We start from the raw sequence: 14,251 nt of genomic DNA, 5'->3' as shown, positions 1-14,251 counted from the left end.
GATGTCCGCCGAGAAGCAGACACCGGTGCTCGCGGCCGACGGCATCGTCGCCGGTTACGTCCCCGGTGTCGATGTGCTGCGCGGATGCAGCGTCGAGGTGCGGCCGGGCGAGGTGGTCGGCGTGATCGGCCCCAACGGCGCCGGCAAGTCGACGCTGGTCAAGGCCGTCTTCGGGCTGCTGCGGGTGCGCGGCGGGACCGTGCGGCTGCGCGGCGAGGACGTGACCGGCCGGCCCGCGCACGAGCTGGTCCGGCGGGGCGTGGGCTACGTACCGCAGCTGCAGAACGTGTTCCCCACGCTGACCGTCGAGGAGAACCTGCGGATGGGCGTGTATCTGCGGCCCAAGGACCACACGCGGCGGGTCGCGGCGGTCGAGGAGCTCTTCCCCGTCCTGGCCGACCGCCGCAAGCAGAAGGCCGGAGCGATGTCCGGCGGCGAACGCCAGATGCTCGCGATGGCCCGCGCCCTGATGATGGAGCCGCAGCTGCTGCTGCTCGACGAGCCATCGGCCGGCCTGTCACCGCTCCATCAGGACCACGTCTTCGACCGGTGCAGAATGATCAACAGCGCGGGCGTCGCCGTGCTCATGGTCGAGCAGAACGCCCGCAGGTGCCTGCAGCTCTGCGACCGCGGCTATGTCCTCGACCAGGGCCGCAACGCGTACACCGGCACGGGTACGGCCCTGCTGCACGACGAGAAGGTGATCGAGCTCTACCTCGGCACGCTCGCCCGTGTCCGTTGACTCCCGATGTCGGTCCTCCCGGTCACTGCTCGGCCTTGCTGGTCTCGGTGCGCAGCGTCTGCAACTTCCCCTCGTCGTCGTAGCCGTACACCTCGATCGTCGCCTGGCCGGGTTCGCCCTTGTCGATGAAGTCGAGCGGCCCGCTCACACCGTCGTAGTCGATGTCCCTGCCGTCGGCGAGCAGTTCCTTGCAGGCGGCGAACGAGTTGCACTTCTGGCCGTCCTTGGTGATCCCGTTCATCTCCTTGACGAACTCGCCGGGATCGTCGGACTTCGCCTTCTCGGCGGCGAGCGCGATCGTCGTCACGCAGTCGAACACCTGTGGTGCGAACTGCAGCTCCTTCAGCTTCGGTGCGAATTTCTTGAGGTCCTTCACGTACTGCTCGTTCTCCGCCGATGCCGGCGCGGTCCCCTTCATCCCGGAGAGCCTCTCGGGCTGGCCGGGAGCGACCAGCGAGGGCAGTTCCTCGCTGCGCAGTCCGTCGGCGCCGTAGACGCCGATCCGGTCGGGCCCGATTCCGGACTCGATCATGCCCTGCAGGATCTGGGAGCCTTCCTCGAAGGCGATCACCACGGCGGCGTCCGGCCTGGAGTTCTCGATCTTCTGGGCGACCTGGTCGAAGTTGGTCGCCTTGGGGTCGTAGGTCTCGGCGAGCGTCACCGTCGCACCGCGCTCCTCCAGTGTCTTCCGGGTGGCCTCCATCAGGCCGCGCCCGTAGTCGTCCGCCCGTGCGACCAGGGCCACCCGGTTGTGGCCGTCGTCGCGGACGACATCCGCCAGGATGGGCCCCTGCAACGCGTCGCTCGGGACGGTACGGAAGTAGAAGCCGTCGTCCTCGTAGTCGGTGAAGGTGGGAGCGGTGTTCGACCCCGAACACTGCACGACGCCCGCTCCGGTCACCCGGTCGATGAAGGACAGCGACATGCCGGAAGCCGCGGCGCCGATGATCGCGTCCACGCCTGCCGCGAGGACCCGGTCCGCCGACTGTGCGGCAACGGCCTCCTGGCCCGCCTCGTCGCTGGAGACCACCTTCGGCACGGGCTTGCCCAGGACTCCGCCGGCGTCGTTGATCTTCTGAATCGCGAACTTCAACGACTCGATCTGCGGCGGGCCGAGGTAGGCCAGCTGTCCCGTCTCCGGCAGGACGTAGCCGAACTGGAGCTCACCATCGCCCGGATCGGCCTGGGCAGTGCCCGTCGTACCGCAGACGGCAATCACAAGAGCAGCCGCGCTTGCGAAGATCGCGGACCGCCGTATCGACGCTTTCATCTCCGCCTCCGCTTGTTACAGGCGACGGTGGTCGACTGGCCGGCCATCGCCCGCCATCTGTACACGAGGGTAGAACTCAGTCAGAGTCCGGAAAAGTGTAAAACGTACATTTTTTCGACTGCCTGCGCTGCTCGCCTCGGCCCTGCGTTCCCTTCGAAGGTCACGCAGGGCTTGATCACACCTGAAGACGCTCCCTAGTCGCGCACGGCGACGCGCTCCGTCTCCTTCGGGGTGGACGTGGCGACCACGACGGACGGCCGCTCCCGGCGGGTCCGCAGACCCGTGAGGGTGATCAGCAGGCCGGCGAGGGCGATGAGCGTCACGACCAGCAGGCCGGGCCGGTAGCTGTCCAGCACGGCCTGCGGGGAGGCGTCGCCCCGCTCGGGGGCGTTCGCGGTCACCACCGCCGTCACCACGGCGAGGAAGATCGCGCCGCCCACCTGGACCGAGGTGTTGAGCAGTCCGGAGACCATGCCCTGCTCGTGCTCGTCGACGCCGTTGGTGGCCTGGACGTTGAGGGACGGGAAGGTCAGCGCGAAGCCCGAGCCGACGAGCAGCATCGTCGGCAGGATCACCGCCGCGTAGACCGGGTCGAGGTCGATGCGCAGGAACAGCACGTAGCCGGTCACCATCAGGGCGAAGCCCAGCACCATCAGTCGGGCCGTGCCGAACCGGTCGATGACGGCGCCCACCTTCGTCGCGGACAGCGCCACCAGCGCGCCCGCCGGTAGGAAGGCCAGGGCCGTGTGCAGCGCCGACCAGCCGAGCAGCTGCTGCATGTAGAGGGTCACCAGGAACTGGAAGCCGATGTAGCTGCCGACGAACGTCAACGCACCCAGCTGTGCCCGCACTTGCGGCCCCGAGCGCAGCACGCCGAGCCGGATCAGCGGACTGGGGCTGCGCCGCTCGACGGCGACGAAGGCCGCCAGCAGGATGGCGACGGCGGCGAAGGACAGGACGGTCCGGGCCGACCCCCAGCCCACCTCGGGCGCCTCGACGACGGTGAAGACGAGCAGCAGCATCGAGGCGGTGCCGAGGACGGCGCCGGGGACGTCGTAGCCGCCCTGGCCGCGCTCGCGCTCGGTGCGCGGCAGCAGCTTCAGGCCCACGAGCAGGGCGATCAGCGCGATGGGGGCGGGCAGGAGCATGGTGAGCCGCCAACTGGCCTCCGTGAGCAGGCCGGAGAAGACCAGGCCCATCGAGTAGCCGGTGGCGCCGCAGGTGGTGTAGATGGCGAGGGCGCGGTTGCGCAACGTGCCTTCGGGGAACGTCGTGGTGATGATCGACAGGCCGGCGGGGGCCGTGAAGGCCGCGCTCAGGCCCTTGATGAAGCGGCTGGCGATGAGCAGCGGACCCGAGTCGACGAGCCCGCCGAGCAGCGAGGCCAGCGCGAAGACGCCCAGCGCCACCAGGAAGACCTGGCGCCGGCCCAGCAGGTCGGCGGCGCGTCCGCCGAGGAGCAGCAGCCCGCCGTAGCCGAGGATGTAGCCGCTGACGATCCATTGCAGCGCCGAGGTCGACAGGCCGAGGTCGGCACCGATGGAGGGCAGCGCGACGCCGACCATGGACACGTCCAGGGCGTCCAGGAACATCGCGGCGCAGAGCACCAGCAGGGTGCCCCAGAGCCGGGGAGTCCAACGCCCGTCGGACGTGGGAGTGGTGAGCGGAGAGGTCATGCCCGAGAGACTACATGCGCATGCATGTGATGCAAGTGCATTTAATTCAGGTGCAACAATCCGGGTTCTCTGTTACGGTGCGGCGCATGGCGGCGAAGCAGGCCGAGCAGGCGCTCGTGGAACAGTGGCGCGACATTCTGGCGCTGCATGCGCGAACACAGTGTGAACTCGACCGGGTTCTGCACGAACACGGCCTGTGCGCCAGTGACTTCGAGGTGCTCGACGTCCTCGCCGGGTGCCGGGCGGCGAAGGGCACGCCCTCCTACCGCGTCCAGGAGATCTCCGAGCGGGTCCACCTGAGCCAGAGCGCGCTGTCGCGGCTGATCGCCCGGCTGGAGAAGGAAGGGCTCGTCGAGCGCTGCATGTGCCCGGAGGACCGGCGGGGTGTGCGCGTCGCGCTCACGGCGAAGGGGCGCACGCTGCACGGTGAGGTACTGCCCGTGCAGCGTGCGGTGCTGGCGCGGATGCTGGCGGACGACTGAGCCCGGTCAGATCCCCGAGGTCTCCCGCCACAGTGCGGCGAGCTCCTGGTCGCCCGTGACCGACGGCAGGGGCGCCCGGTTCCAGAGTGCCAGGTACAACTGCTCGGCCGGGCCGGACAGTTCGCACTCGGCGTCCCCGGACCCGCCCGGCGTGGTCACGGGCGGCTCGGACGACAGCCGTACGGTCCACACCGCGCCGGTGTCGTCCGTGCGCACGCGCAGGACGCGCGGCTCGGGGGTGCGGACCCGGCTCCTGGAGCGGGCGTGGAAGCCGCGCAGTAGTTCGTCGATGCCGTCGGTCGCGAACTCCGGGGTGACGGCCGTGATGCCGGCTCCGCGCGCGGACTCCGCGTCGACCCGGTGCACGGCCGTCTCGTGTGCCTGCCGCCGGGTCCAGAAGGCCAGCGGGGACGGCGCGGGCAGGAAGAACCAGCACTCCACGTCCGGTGCGGCGGCGGCCAGCGTGTCGACGAGACGGCGGTGACTGTCGCGGTACCAGGCCACGAGCTCCGCGCCGTCGAGGTCCGGGGCGTCACCCAGCGGACGGCGCTCGCTGTACCCCTCGGCGACGTACGACGCGGCCCAGCGGTGCACGGCGCCCGTGTGCCGCAGCAGATCGCGTACGTGCCACTCCGGGCACGTCGGTACCTTGGCGTCGGTCCCGGCCTCCTCGGCGGCCTTGGCCAGCAACCGGCCCTCTGTTTCGAGCGTTTGAAGGAACTCAGCGGTCTCCATGCCGCGAGTCTGCCGTACGGAGTTCACTCCAAGCGCCGGAATTACCGAGGGGACGCTACGGCAGCGGTGTGCCGCCGGTGGCGTTGACGATCTCGGCGGTGATGTACGACGCCTCCTGAGAGGCGAGGAAGACGTACGCCGGTGCCATCTCGGCCGGCTGCGCGGGCCGCCCGATGGGCGCCTGCTTGCCGAACTTCTGGGTGTCCGGCATCGTCGCCGGGATCAGCGGCGTCCACACCGGGCCGGGCGCCACGGCGTTGACGCGGACACCCTTGTCGATCACCATCTGCGCCAGCCCCTGCGTGAAGGTGACGATCGCGCCCTTGGTCGTCGCGTAGTCCAGCAGATGCGGACTGGGCTTGTAGGCCTGCACCGACGTGGAGTTGATGATGCTGCCGCCCTCCGGGATGTGCGGCAGGGCCATCTTGCACAGCCAGAACATGCCGTACAGGTTGGTGCGCAGCACCCGGTCGAACTGCTCGGTGGAGATCGCCTCGATGCCGTCGGGCTGCGACATCTGGTACGCCGCGTTGTTCACCAGGACGTCGATCCGGCCGAACTCCGCGACGGCACGGTCGATCAGCGCGCGGCAGTTCTCCTCCTCCCGTACGTCGCACGAGACGGGCACGGCACGCCGCCCGGCATCCTCGACCAGCCGGGCGGTCTCGGCGGCGTCGTCCTTCTCGTCGTCCAGGTGGGTGAAGAGCACGTCGGCTCCCTCCCGGGCGAACGCCAGGGCGACCGCGCGGCCGATCCCGGAGTCCCCGCCGGTGATCACGGCCTTGCGGCCGTCCAGCCGGCCGCTGCCCCGGTAGGACTTCTCACCGTGGTCCGGGGGCGGGTCCATGGGGCCGGTCCAGCCCGGGTGCGGCTGGTCCTGGGAGGGAAACTCCGGGGTGGGGTGCTGTTCGCCGGGGTGCTGTTGATCGGTCACGGGTCTGCCTCCTTGTCCATGGCGTACGGCCCGGTGATCACGACCGGTGATCACAACGGGCGAGGCCCGGGTACCCCGATGCCGGGGCGCCGATCACCTGGTTGTTCGTCCGGTTGTTCGTCTGGACGTTCGGCAGGTCGGCCTGCCGGATCAGCCCGCCGTGGCGCGTCGTGTCGCGAAACCGATGAGCGCGGCCACGGCGGCCAGGATCGCCACGCTGGTGAGCGCGGCCGGGAGGGAGAACCAGTCCGCCATGAACCCGATGGCGGGCGGCCCCAGCAGCATGCCGCCGTAGCCCAGCGTGGAGGCCGTGGCGACTCCGCTGGGGCCGGCGAGCGCGCCCGCGCGTTCCACGGCCACGGGGAAGAGGTTCGCCAGGCCGATGCCCGTGATCGCGTACCCGAACAGGGCCGCCCACAGGGCGGGGGCGAGCGAGCCGAGCAGCATCCCGGCCGCCGCCGTGGCGCCGCCCGCCACGACGGTCCGGGTCCGCCCCAGGCGCTCCAGGAGCGTGGTACCGGTCAGGCGGCCCACCGTCATGGCCAGCGCGAAGCAGGAGTAGCCGATGGCCGCGGCGCCCGGCGAGGCGGCCAGGTCCTCTTCCAGGTGCAGGGCGCCCCAGTCGGCCAGCGCCCCCTCGCCGTACGCGGTACAGCCCGCGATCAGGCCGAAGACGAGCACGAGTCCCCGGGTACGGCCGTCCAGGCGGCGCGGGGCGTCCGCCGCCGGCCGTTCCCGTTCCGGCGGCGCCGGCGGCTCGTGCCGGAGCAGAACGGGGCCCGCCACGGCGGTCACGAGCAGTCCGGTGGCGGTGAGCAGCAGCAGGTGCCGCGTGGGGGAGAGGGACCCCGCGACCAGGGCGCCCAGCCCCGCGCCGACCATGCCGCCCAGGCTGAACGCGGCGTGGAAGCTCGGCATGATCGGCCGCCGCATCGCGGCCACGAGGTCCACGGCGGCGCTGTTGAAGGCGACGTTGATCCCGCCGTACGCGGCGCCGAAGACCAGCAGGACGAGGCCGAGCGCGAGGGCCGAGTGGGTCAGCGGGGGCAGGGCCACGCTGAGGGAGAGCAGGACGGCGCAGGCCACGGTGACCCGGTGGTTGCCGAAGCGGCGGCACAGGCGGCCGGTGAGGATCATCGTGACGACGGCTCCGGCGGAGACGCCCAGGAGGGCGAGGCCGAGGGCGCTGGCGGAGGCGTCGGTCTGTTCCTTGATGGCGGGGATGCGCACGACCCAGCCGGCGAAGACGAAGCCGTCGAGGGCGAAGAAGACGGTGATCGCTGTACGGAGTGTGGTGAGGGAGTTGCCGTCGCCCGGCACGGCACTGTGCGTTCGGGGTTTGTTTATTTGCGGCACAAACTCAGGCTAGGTGGGTGCGGGCACCACGACAAGGTGCGACGCTGGGACGAGAGCCATCCGCCGAGGGACCTCGGGAGCGTACATGGGACGTGACGTGCCGGCCCTGGTGTTCACACGGGAGGACCGCCGTCGGTACCGGGCCAAGATGCAGACCGGGCTCGAAGTGCTGGCCCGGATGCTGCGCGAGTCCAGCTTCGAGAGCGAGCGCCCCCGGGTCGGGCTGGAGATCGAGCTCAACCTGGTGGACGACCAGGGGCTGCCCGCGATGCGCAACACCGACGTCCTCCAGGCGATCGCCGACCCCGCCTGGTCCAGCGAGCTGGGCCGCTTCAACCTGGAGATCGACATCCCGCCGCGGGAACTGACGACCGGCGGCCCCGGCGCCTGGGAACAGACGATCCGGGACGCCCTGAACCACGCCGAGGACCGCGCCGCGGCCGTGGGCGCCCATCTGATCATGGTCGGCATCCTGCCCACCCTGGACGAGGCGGACGTCAGCGAGTCCGCCCTCTCCGGCGACCCGCGCTACCGGCTGCTCAACGAGCAGATCTTCGCGGCACGCGGGGAGGACCTGCGGATCAGGATCGACGGCGTGGAGCGCCTGTCGACGTACGCCGACACCATCACCCCCGAGGCCGCCTGCACCAGCACCCAGTTCCATCTCCAGGTCGTCCCCAAGCAGTTCGCAGACTACTGGAACGCGGCCCAGGCCATCGCGGGCGTGCAGACCGCCCTCGCGGCGAACTCGCCCTTCCTGTTCGGCAAGGAGCTGTGGCGCGAGACCCGCATCCCCCTGTTCGAGCAGGCCACCGACACCCGCCCGGAGGAGATCAAGGCCCAGGGCGTACGGCCCCGGGTGTGGTTCGGGGAGCGGTGGATCACCAGCGTCTTCGACCTCTTCGAGGAGAACGTGCGCTACTTCCCGGCCCTGCTCCCGCTGTGCGAGGACGAGGACCCGCAGCAGGAGCTCGACCGCGGCGGCGTTCCGCAACTGGGCGAACTGACCCTGCACAACGGCACGATCTACCGTTGGAACCGCCCCGTCTACGCCGTCACCGACAGCGGCCCGCATCTGCGCATCGAGAACCGGGTGCTGCCCGCCGGCCCCACCGTGGCCGACATCATCGCCAACGGCGCCTTCTACTACGGCCTCACCCGCGCCCTCGTCGACGAGGACCGGCCGGTGTGGACGCGGATGTCCTTCGCGGTCGCCGAGGAGAACCTGCACACCGCGGCCCGCGACGGTATCGACGCCCGCCTGTACTGGCCCGGCGTGGGCGAAGTACCGGTCACGGAACTGGTGTTGCGGCGTCTGCTGCCGCTGGCCCACCGGGGTCTGGAGCTGGCCGGCATGGACGCGGCCTGGCGCGAGCCCCTGCTCGGCATCGTGGAGCAGCGCTGTGTCACCGCGCGCAACGGCGCCCTGTGGCAGGCGGAGACGCTCCACCATCTGGAGAAGGCCGGCGTCTCCGACCGACGGGAGGCGCTGCGGCAGATGACCAGGACGTACATGGACTACATGCACATGAACGCGCCCGCGCACACCTGGCCCGTGGACTGACCGCCGTGACATCGCCGGGTCACGCGGGGCTGGGGGCGGCCTGGCCTCCCCACTCCTCGGCGGCCGTCAGCGGGACGGGAGCGGGCGGCTGCGCCGACGTCGTCAGCTCGATCCGCCGTCCCTCGGCCGACGAACGCAGGAGCGCGGTCATCGTCTCCAGTACGTGCAGGGCGAGTTCGCCGTTCGCGCGCGGTGCCCGCTGCCCGCCGGCGGCGACGAAGTCCAGCAGCCCGACGCCCCGCGCGCCGTCGACGTAGCCCGCGGACGGCGGGAGCGTGCGCCACTGGGTGTCGCCGAGACCGAAGAGCCGTACGTCGCCGTCGAAGCGGTTGGGATCCGGGACGGCGAGGGTGCCCGCCTCGCCGTGGACTTCGATCGGGGAGGCCGTGGTGGCCACCCCGTCGAAGCTCGTCGTGATCGTCGTCAGTGTCCCGCCCACGTGCTCCAGCACACCGGAGACATGGCTGTCCACCTCCACCGGTATCCGCTCGCCCGTACGCGGACCTGAACCGATGACCCGCTCGGCGCGCAGCCGGCTGGACGCCCCCGTCACGGCCCGCACCGGACCCAGCAGGTGAATCAGGGACGCCAGGTAGTACGGCCCCATGTCCAGCAGGGGGCCGCCGCCCTCGGTGTAGTAGAAGTCGGGGTGCGGGTGCCAGCGTTCGTGGCCCGCGGTGACCATCACGGCCGAGGCGAACAGGGGGCGTCCGATGCGCCCCGCCGCCACGGCCGCCCGCGCCGTCTGGACCCCGGTGCCCAGCACGGTGTCCGGCGCGCACCCCACCCCGACGCCCGCCCGCGCGGCGGCCGCCATGACGGCGTGGGCGTCGGTGAGCGTGGCGGCGAGCGGCTTCTCCCCGTAGACGTTCTTGCCGTGGCCGATGGCCCCGAGGGCGATCGCGGCGTGCGCCCCGGGAGTGGTGAGGTTCAGCACCGTGTCCACGTCCGGGCTGCTCAGCAGCTCCTCGACGGTCAGCGCCCGCACGCCGGGCAGCTCGGCGGCGACCGCGGCCGACCGGGAGGCGTCGAGGTCGGCGACCGCTGTCACCCGCACGGCGGAAGGGCCGGCGAGCGTGTCCAGGTACGCGCGGGAGATGACGCCGAGCCCTACGACGCCGATGCGGTGCGCGTCGCCCACAGCATGCCCCTCTCGATGATGGTGCGGACGCTGGGATTCTCGAGCACGTCGACGCTGTGCCCCGGTGTCGTCACCACGATCCGTCCGGCGCCCCATCGGCGGGTCCAGACCGCCGGCGAGGTGACCGGCCGGTGCCAGGGCTCCCACGGCCGGGTGGGGTGCGTGGTGGTGGCCAGGACGTCGATGAGGTCGTCGTGGAGCACCCAGTACTGCTCGGTGTGCAGCTCGAAGTCCTCGATGCCCGCGGTGACGGGGTGCGCGCGGCCGGCCTCGGTGAGGGCGATGGTGTGCGGCAGGAAGTTGTCCTCCGGCCCGCCCCGGCGCTCGCACGGCTCCTTGCCCGGGTGCGTGGCGAACTGCCCTCCCACCAGGTGGAGATAGTCGGAGGAGGCGCGGAACGAGTCGGCGATGCCGCCGTGCCAGCCGGTGAACCCGGTGCCGGCCACGACCGCCGAGCTCAGCCCCGCGAGCTGTTCGCGCGTGATCTCCGACATCGTGACGCACTGCACGATCAGGTCGGTGCCGGCCAACTCGGCGGTGTCGGCGTAGACGTCGGTCGACTCCTCGACCCGGACGGCGTATCCGTTGCTCCGCAGGAAGGGCAGGAACAGTTCCGTCGCCTCGACCGGCTGGTGCCCCTCCCAGCCGCCGCGGACCACCAGTGCTCTCTTCTGCGTCATCGTGATCTCACTATGCGGGGGCGTCCGCGCTCACGAAAGGGGGCCGGGCCTCACGAAAATTTCGCTGTCGAGGCCCGCGCGCCGACCGTCCAACAGGCCGCGGTGAAGCGGACTTCCGAGCCGTGCACGAAGGGGTCGAAGGCGGCACGCACCGTCTCGACGACGCGGTCACGGGTCTGCTCGTCCACCTCGGGCAGGTGCATGCCGACCGCACCGAGCCGGGTGAAGTAGCGGACCAGTTCCTGCTCGGGCAGGGTGCAGACGACGTCGACCGGCCGGATGTCGATCCCGGCCCAGCCGCTGTCGGACAGGATGCGCCGGACCTTGTCGGGGTCCGCGAAGGCGAACTGGCCCGGCTCGTCCGGCCCGCGGACGGGCAGGTCCGGGAGCAGCGGTGCCGCGGCGCGCTGGGCCGTCGTCATGAACGGGTTCTCGGCCGGATCGCGCCAGACGACGCACCGCAGCGCGGCCTCGTCCCGGGCGGCGCGCCGGAGGTTGGCGAAGGCCCGGACGGGGTCGCTGAAGAACATGACGCCGAACCGCGAGATGACGGCGTCGAAGGTGCCGGGTTCGAAGGGGTGGTCCTGGGCGTCGGCGCAGAGGAAGGACGCCGGGACGTCCTCCTGCCCGGCGTACTCCCGGGCGGTGCTGATCATCGCCTCGGAGATGTCGACGCCGACGCAGCGACCGGCCGGGCCGAGCCGTCGCGCGACGGCCAGTGTGACGCCGCCCGTACCGCAGCCGACCTCCAGCACGTGCCGCGCCTGTTCGGCGGCGACGGCGTCGACCAGGAGCTCCTCGAAGGGTCTGAACATGTCGTCCAGTACGCCCTTCAGATCGCCCCAGGCGTGGCCGGCGCGCCCCTTCCAGCGGGCTGCCTGCTCGTCGTCGGCCCTGCGCGCAGCGTCCATGGCTGTCTCTCCTTCTGGTTGCCTTCGTCGTAGCGGGGTGACAGCGTTCTACTTCAAGTCGACTTGAGGTCAATGCAGAATGACAGAACTGGACATCGCCGACGTGTCGCACCGCGCCGGGGTCCCGGCATCGACCCTGCGCTATTACGAGGAGAAGGGGCTGATCTCCTCGACGGGCCGGCGGGGCCTGCGCCGCCAGTACGACCCGGGCGTACTGGAGCGGCTGGCGCTGATCGCGCTGGGGCGGACGGCCGGGTTCTCGCTCGACGAGATCGCGGACATGCTCGCGCCGGACGGGCGGCCGCGGATCGACCGCCGGATGCTGGCGGCCAAGGCGGACGAACTCGACGACAGGATCCGCGAACTGGGCGTCCTGCGCGACTCCCTGCGGCATGCCGCCGCGTGCCCCGCGCCGAGCCACCTGGAGTGCCCCACCTTCCGCCGCCTCCTCGACGCGGCGGCCTCCGGCCGTGTCGCGGCGCCGGGAAGGCGGGTTCCCGGCAGGTAGGGGGTGCGGACACCCTCTGGGCGGCCGTCGGTGCTCTTGGGGCAATCGTGGTTCTTGCTTTGCCCGATTCTCGGTGGTCCGTGCCTAGCCTCGGCTGCGAACTTCGGGAGGCCGCAGTGCTGAACACCGTGAAAGCGCAGGCAGCGGGTCTGACGAAAGACCAGCGCAACGCCTTCGTGGCCGCCTATCTCGGCTGGGCGATGGACGCGTTCGACTATTTCCTGGTCGTGCTCGTCTACAGCGAGATAGCCGACGATTTCCATGTCTCCCTGACCGACATGGCCTTCCTCACCACCGCGACGCTGGTGATGCGGCCCGTCGGCGCGCTGCTGTTCGGCATGTGGGCCGACCGGCGCGGCCGTCGCGTCCCGCTCATGGTGGACGTCGTCTTCTACTCGATCGTCGGTTTCGCCTGCGCCTTCGCGCCCAATTACACCGTGCTGCTGGTGCTGCGCCTGCTCTACGGCATCGGCATGGGCGGCGAGTGGGGCCTGGGAGCGGCCCTGGCCATGGAGAAGATCCCGGCGGAGAGGCGCGGATTCTGGTCGGGGCTGTTGCAGAGCGGCTACTCGCTGGGGTACCTGCTGGCCGCCGTGGCGTTCTTCGTCATCGAGCCCGTCTTCGGCTGGCGGGGACTGTTCGCCTTCAGCCTGCTGCCCGCGCTGGTCGCGCTGTGGGTGCGCAGCCGGGTGGAGGAGAGCGAGGTGTGGGAGAAGACCGTCCGGCTCAACCGCACCCCCGCGCACCATGTGTTCAAGAACCCCGCGGTGCTGCGGCGCTTCGTCTACCTGGTCGCGCTGATGACCGCCTTCAACTGGATGTCGCACGGCACGCAGGACATCTACCCGACCTTCGTGAAGAAGGGCCTGGAGCTGTCCGCGAACACCTCGATCGCGATCGCCGTGGTGTACAACATCGGCGCCATGATCGGAGGTGTGCTGCTCGGGGCGTACTCCGAGCGGCTGGGCCGCCGCCGGACGATCATGATCGCGGCGGCCGGGGGCCTGGTCGTGGTGCCGTTCTTCGTGCTGTCCACGACCGTCGGCTGGCTGATGCTGTCGTCCTTCCTGATGCAGGTGTGCGTGCAGGGAGCCTGGGGCGTCATCCCGGCCCATCTGACCGAGATGAGCCCGGACGCCGTCCGGGGCTTCTACCCGGGCGTCACCTACCAGCTCGGCAACCTGATCGCCGCGCTGAACCTGCCGATCCAGGAGGCCATCGCCGAGCGCCACGGGTATCCGTCGGCGATGGCGTGGACCGTCGTGCCCACCCTGGTCGTGGTGATCCTGCTCAGCGCGATCGGCAAGGAGGCCAAGGGCATCCACTTCGGAACCAGCGGCCCACAGGCCCCGAGCACGGCGGCAACGGGCACGGTCCAGCCCTGACGTGCAACACGCGGCCGCGGCGGGGCGGGGCTCCGGCCCCGCGCAGGGCCCTGGCACCGTGCAGGCCTCCGCCGCCGTGCGGGCCCGCAGTGGAGCAGCGGTGCCGCGGCGCGCGCCCGGCCCTCAGCGCTGCCGCACGAGGCCGGGCGCCGTGCCGATTCCTGGCCTCGGGTGAACCTTCAGCCCTGTGCGAGGCCCGGCGAAGGGCGAGCCCTCGGCGCCGCGCGAGTCCCTGGCACGGTGTAAATCCCCGGCGCGGGGCGAGCCTTCAGCCGTGTCCGAGGTTCGGCGCCGCGTGCAGCCCCCGGCATCGGGCGAGCCCTCAGCTCCGCGAAGCCCTGGCATCGCGTGGGCCTTCAGTTCTGCGCGTGGCCCGGGGGCGTGCAGGTCCCCGGCGTCGCGTGAGCCCTCGGAGAAGTTCTCGGCGTTGCGCGAGCCCCCGGCGCCTCGTGAGCCCCCGGCCCGTGCAAGTTCCCTGTGGTGTGCCCGGGGTAGAGGTGACCGGCGGCGTGCAGGGCCTCCTTGTTGAGGGGTGCGGTGCGGATGCCGTCCACCTCGCCGCGCAGCGCCAGCTCGGCGGCGACGCGTACGCGTTTCGCGCACGGCCGGCACCCGGTGTGCGACGCCGACCTCGACGCGATCGCCGCGGCGGCGCTCGAACTGGGCCCGGGATAAGGCTGTTGGGCACGGAGTTGTCCTACCCCTCCCTCGCCCAGACACCGGACGGCACCCTCCACGTCGCCCACACCCACCACCGCCGCACCATCAAGCACGTCCGCCTGGACGGCGACTGGCTGAAGAGCGAGTTCCCCGCCTGACCCGGCCCCCGCTCGTAAAGTGACCCCCATCAGACCGGAAGCACCGGAA

The 14,251-nt window shown here is 71.1% G+C and carries 16 protein-coding genes; 7 read left to right on the top strand and 9 right to left on the bottom strand.

Annotated elements, in window-relative coordinates:
• Window position 1 precedes the first annotated feature (1 nt).
• Window positions 2-742 (top strand): ABC transporter ATP-binding protein, encoded by a 741-nt coding sequence (locus QF034_RS04110; protein WP_307173611.1) that lies wholly within the window; start codon window positions 2-4, stop codon window positions 740-742.
• A 22-nt stretch (window positions 743-764) separates the two neighbouring features.
• Here QF034_RS04110 and QF034_RS04105 read toward each other — a convergent pair whose 3' ends face one another.
• Together QF034_RS04105 and QF034_RS04100 are read right to left on the bottom strand one after the other, a co-directional pair.
• Complete coding sequence (locus tag QF034_RS04105; protein ID WP_307173610.1) at window positions 765-2,012, bottom strand: ABC transporter substrate-binding protein; 1,248 nt, start codon at window positions 2,010-2,012, stop codon at window positions 765-767.
• A 194-nt stretch (window positions 2,013-2,206) separates the two neighbouring features.
• Window positions 2,207-3,688: an MFS transporter gene (locus tag QF034_RS04100; RefSeq protein WP_307173609.1), complete on the bottom strand. Its 1,482-nt coding sequence runs from the start codon at window positions 3,686-3,688 to the stop codon at window positions 2,207-2,209.
• Between the two features lie 86 nt (window positions 3,689-3,774).
• On the opposite strand from QF034_RS04100, the gene QF034_RS04095 reads away from it, so the two are divergent.
• The gene (locus tag QF034_RS04095; RefSeq protein WP_307173608.1) at window positions 3,775-4,170 is read left to right on the top strand and encodes a MarR family winged helix-turn-helix transcriptional regulator; all 396 of its coding nucleotides are present in this window, start codon (window positions 3,775-3,777) and stop codon (window positions 4,168-4,170) included.
• Window positions 4,171-4,176: 6 nt separating this feature from the next.
• Here QF034_RS04095 and QF034_RS04090 read toward each other — a convergent pair whose 3' ends face one another.
• From QF034_RS04090 to QF034_RS04080, 3 genes are all read right to left on the bottom strand, one after another.
• Window positions 4,177-4,905: a maleylpyruvate isomerase family mycothiol-dependent enzyme gene (locus QF034_RS04090; RefSeq protein ID WP_307173607.1), complete on the bottom strand. Its 729-nt coding sequence runs from the start codon at window positions 4,903-4,905 to the stop codon at window positions 4,177-4,179.
• Window positions 4,906-4,960: 55 nt separating this feature from the next.
• The gene (locus QF034_RS04085; protein WP_307173606.1) at window positions 4,961-5,839 is read right to left on the bottom strand and encodes an SDR family oxidoreductase; all 879 of its coding nucleotides are present in this window, start codon (window positions 5,837-5,839) and stop codon (window positions 4,961-4,963) included.
• A 150-nt stretch (window positions 5,840-5,989) separates the two neighbouring features.
• Window positions 5,990-7,159: an MFS transporter gene (locus tag QF034_RS04080; RefSeq protein ID WP_307173605.1), complete on the bottom strand. Its 1,170-nt coding sequence runs from the start codon at window positions 7,157-7,159 to the stop codon at window positions 5,990-5,992.
• Window positions 7,160-7,280: 121 nt separating this feature from the next.
• Between QF034_RS04080 and QF034_RS04075 the strand changes: the two genes are divergently transcribed.
• Complete coding sequence (locus QF034_RS04075) at window positions 7,281-8,759, top strand: glutamate-cysteine ligase family protein (protein ID WP_307173604.1); 1,479 nt, start codon at window positions 7,281-7,283, stop codon at window positions 8,757-8,759.
• Between the two features lie 19 nt (window positions 8,760-8,778).
• On the opposite strand, the gene QF034_RS04070 is transcribed toward QF034_RS04075, so the two are convergent.
• From QF034_RS04070 to QF034_RS04060, 3 genes are read right to left on the bottom strand one after another with little or no spacing between them, the layout of a single operon-like run.
• Window positions 8,779-9,900, bottom strand: a complete 1,122-nt coding sequence (locus tag QF034_RS04070; RefSeq protein ID WP_307173603.1) for a Gfo/Idh/MocA family protein — start codon at window positions 9,898-9,900, stop codon at window positions 8,779-8,781.
• The gene (locus tag QF034_RS04065; RefSeq protein WP_307173602.1) at window positions 9,870-10,580 is read right to left on the bottom strand and encodes a ThuA domain-containing protein; all 711 of its coding nucleotides are present in this window, start codon (window positions 10,578-10,580) and stop codon (window positions 9,870-9,872) included. The genes QF034_RS04070 and QF034_RS04065 overlap by 31 nt, the downstream gene beginning before the upstream one ends.
• Window positions 10,581-10,630: 50 nt before the next feature.
• Window positions 10,631-11,491 (bottom strand): class I SAM-dependent methyltransferase, encoded by an 861-nt coding sequence (locus QF034_RS04060; RefSeq protein WP_307173600.1) that lies wholly within the window; start codon window positions 11,489-11,491, stop codon window positions 10,631-10,633.
• A gap of 79 nt (window positions 11,492-11,570) precedes the next feature.
• On the opposite strand from QF034_RS04060, the gene QF034_RS04055 reads away from it, so the two are divergent.
• Both QF034_RS04055 and QF034_RS04050 read left to right on the top strand, forming a co-directional pair.
• Window positions 11,571-11,999, top strand: a complete 429-nt coding sequence (locus QF034_RS04055; protein WP_307173599.1) for a helix-turn-helix domain-containing protein — start codon at window positions 11,571-11,573, stop codon at window positions 11,997-11,999.
• Between the two features lie 116 nt (window positions 12,000-12,115).
• Entirely contained in the window at window positions 12,116-13,384 is a 1,269-nt protein-coding gene (locus tag QF034_RS04050; protein ID WP_307173598.1) for an MFS transporter, read from the top strand.
• A 356-nt stretch (window positions 13,385-13,740) separates the two neighbouring features.
• On the opposite strand, the gene QF034_RS04045 is transcribed toward QF034_RS04050, so the two are convergent.
• Window positions 13,741-13,938, bottom strand: coding sequence for a hypothetical protein (locus QF034_RS04045; protein ID WP_307173597.1), 198 nt, complete (start codon window positions 13,936-13,938; stop codon window positions 13,741-13,743).
• On the opposite strand from QF034_RS04045, the gene QF034_RS04040 reads away from it, so the two are divergent.
• Both QF034_RS04040 and QF034_RS04035 read left to right on the top strand, forming a co-directional pair.
• A complete protein-coding gene (locus tag QF034_RS04040; protein WP_307173596.1) occupies window positions 13,928-14,059 on the top strand; it encodes a hypothetical protein in 132 nt (43 codons plus the stop codon). The genes QF034_RS04045 and QF034_RS04040 overlap by 11 nt on opposite strands.
• 5 nt (window positions 14,060-14,064) lie before the next feature.
• On the top strand, window positions 14,065-14,202 hold the full coding sequence (locus QF034_RS04035; RefSeq protein WP_307173595.1) for a hypothetical protein: 138 nt from the start codon (window positions 14,065-14,067) through the stop codon (window positions 14,200-14,202).
• Window positions 14,203-14,251 lie beyond the last annotated feature (49 nt).

Origin of the sequence: Streptomyces africanus, from assembly GCF_030816955.1 — a bacterium.
Lineage (GTDB): Bacteria > Actinomycetota > Actinomycetes > Streptomycetales > Streptomycetaceae > Streptomyces > Streptomyces africanus.
Note: the sequence above shows the minus strand (reverse complement) of the source record. Positions and strands in the feature narration are given on the sequence as shown.

What these genes read in the sequence shown, in the direction of transcription:
- QF034_RS04090 (WP_307173607.1), bottom strand. Translation starts at nt 4,905, where the DNA reads ATGGAGACCGCTGAGTTCCTTCAAACGCTCGAAACAGAGGGCCGGTTG.
- QF034_RS04110 (WP_307173611.1), top strand. Translation starts at nt 2, where the DNA reads ATGTCCGCCGAGAAGCAGACACCGGTGCTCGCGGCCGACGGCATCGTC.
- QF034_RS04105 (WP_307173610.1), bottom strand. Translation starts at nt 2,012, where the DNA reads ATGAAAGCGTCGATACGGCGGTCCGCGATCTTCGCAAGCGCGGCTGCT.
- QF034_RS04100 (WP_307173609.1), bottom strand. Translation starts at nt 3,688, where the DNA reads ATGACCTCTCCGCTCACCACTCCCACGTCCGACGGGCGTTGGACTCCC.
- QF034_RS04095 (WP_307173608.1), top strand. Translation starts at nt 3,775, where the DNA reads ATGGCGGCGAAGCAGGCCGAGCAGGCGCTCGTGGAACAGTGGCGCGAC.
- QF034_RS04055 (WP_307173599.1), top strand. Translation starts at nt 11,571, where the DNA reads ATGACAGAACTGGACATCGCCGACGTGTCGCACCGCGCCGGGGTCCCG.
- QF034_RS04040 (WP_307173596.1), top strand. Translation starts at nt 13,928, where the DNA reads ATGCCGTCCACCTCGCCGCGCAGCGCCAGCTCGGCGGCGACGCGTACG.
- QF034_RS04075 (WP_307173604.1), top strand. Translation starts at nt 7,281, where the DNA reads ATGGGACGTGACGTGCCGGCCCTGGTGTTCACACGGGAGGACCGCCGT.
- QF034_RS04060 (WP_307173600.1), bottom strand. Translation starts at nt 11,491, where the DNA reads ATGGACGCTGCGCGCAGGGCCGACGACGAGCAGGCAGCCCGCTGGAAG.
- QF034_RS04065 (WP_307173602.1), bottom strand. Translation starts at nt 10,580, where the DNA reads ATGACGCAGAAGAGAGCACTGGTGGTCCGCGGCGGCTGGGAGGGGCAC.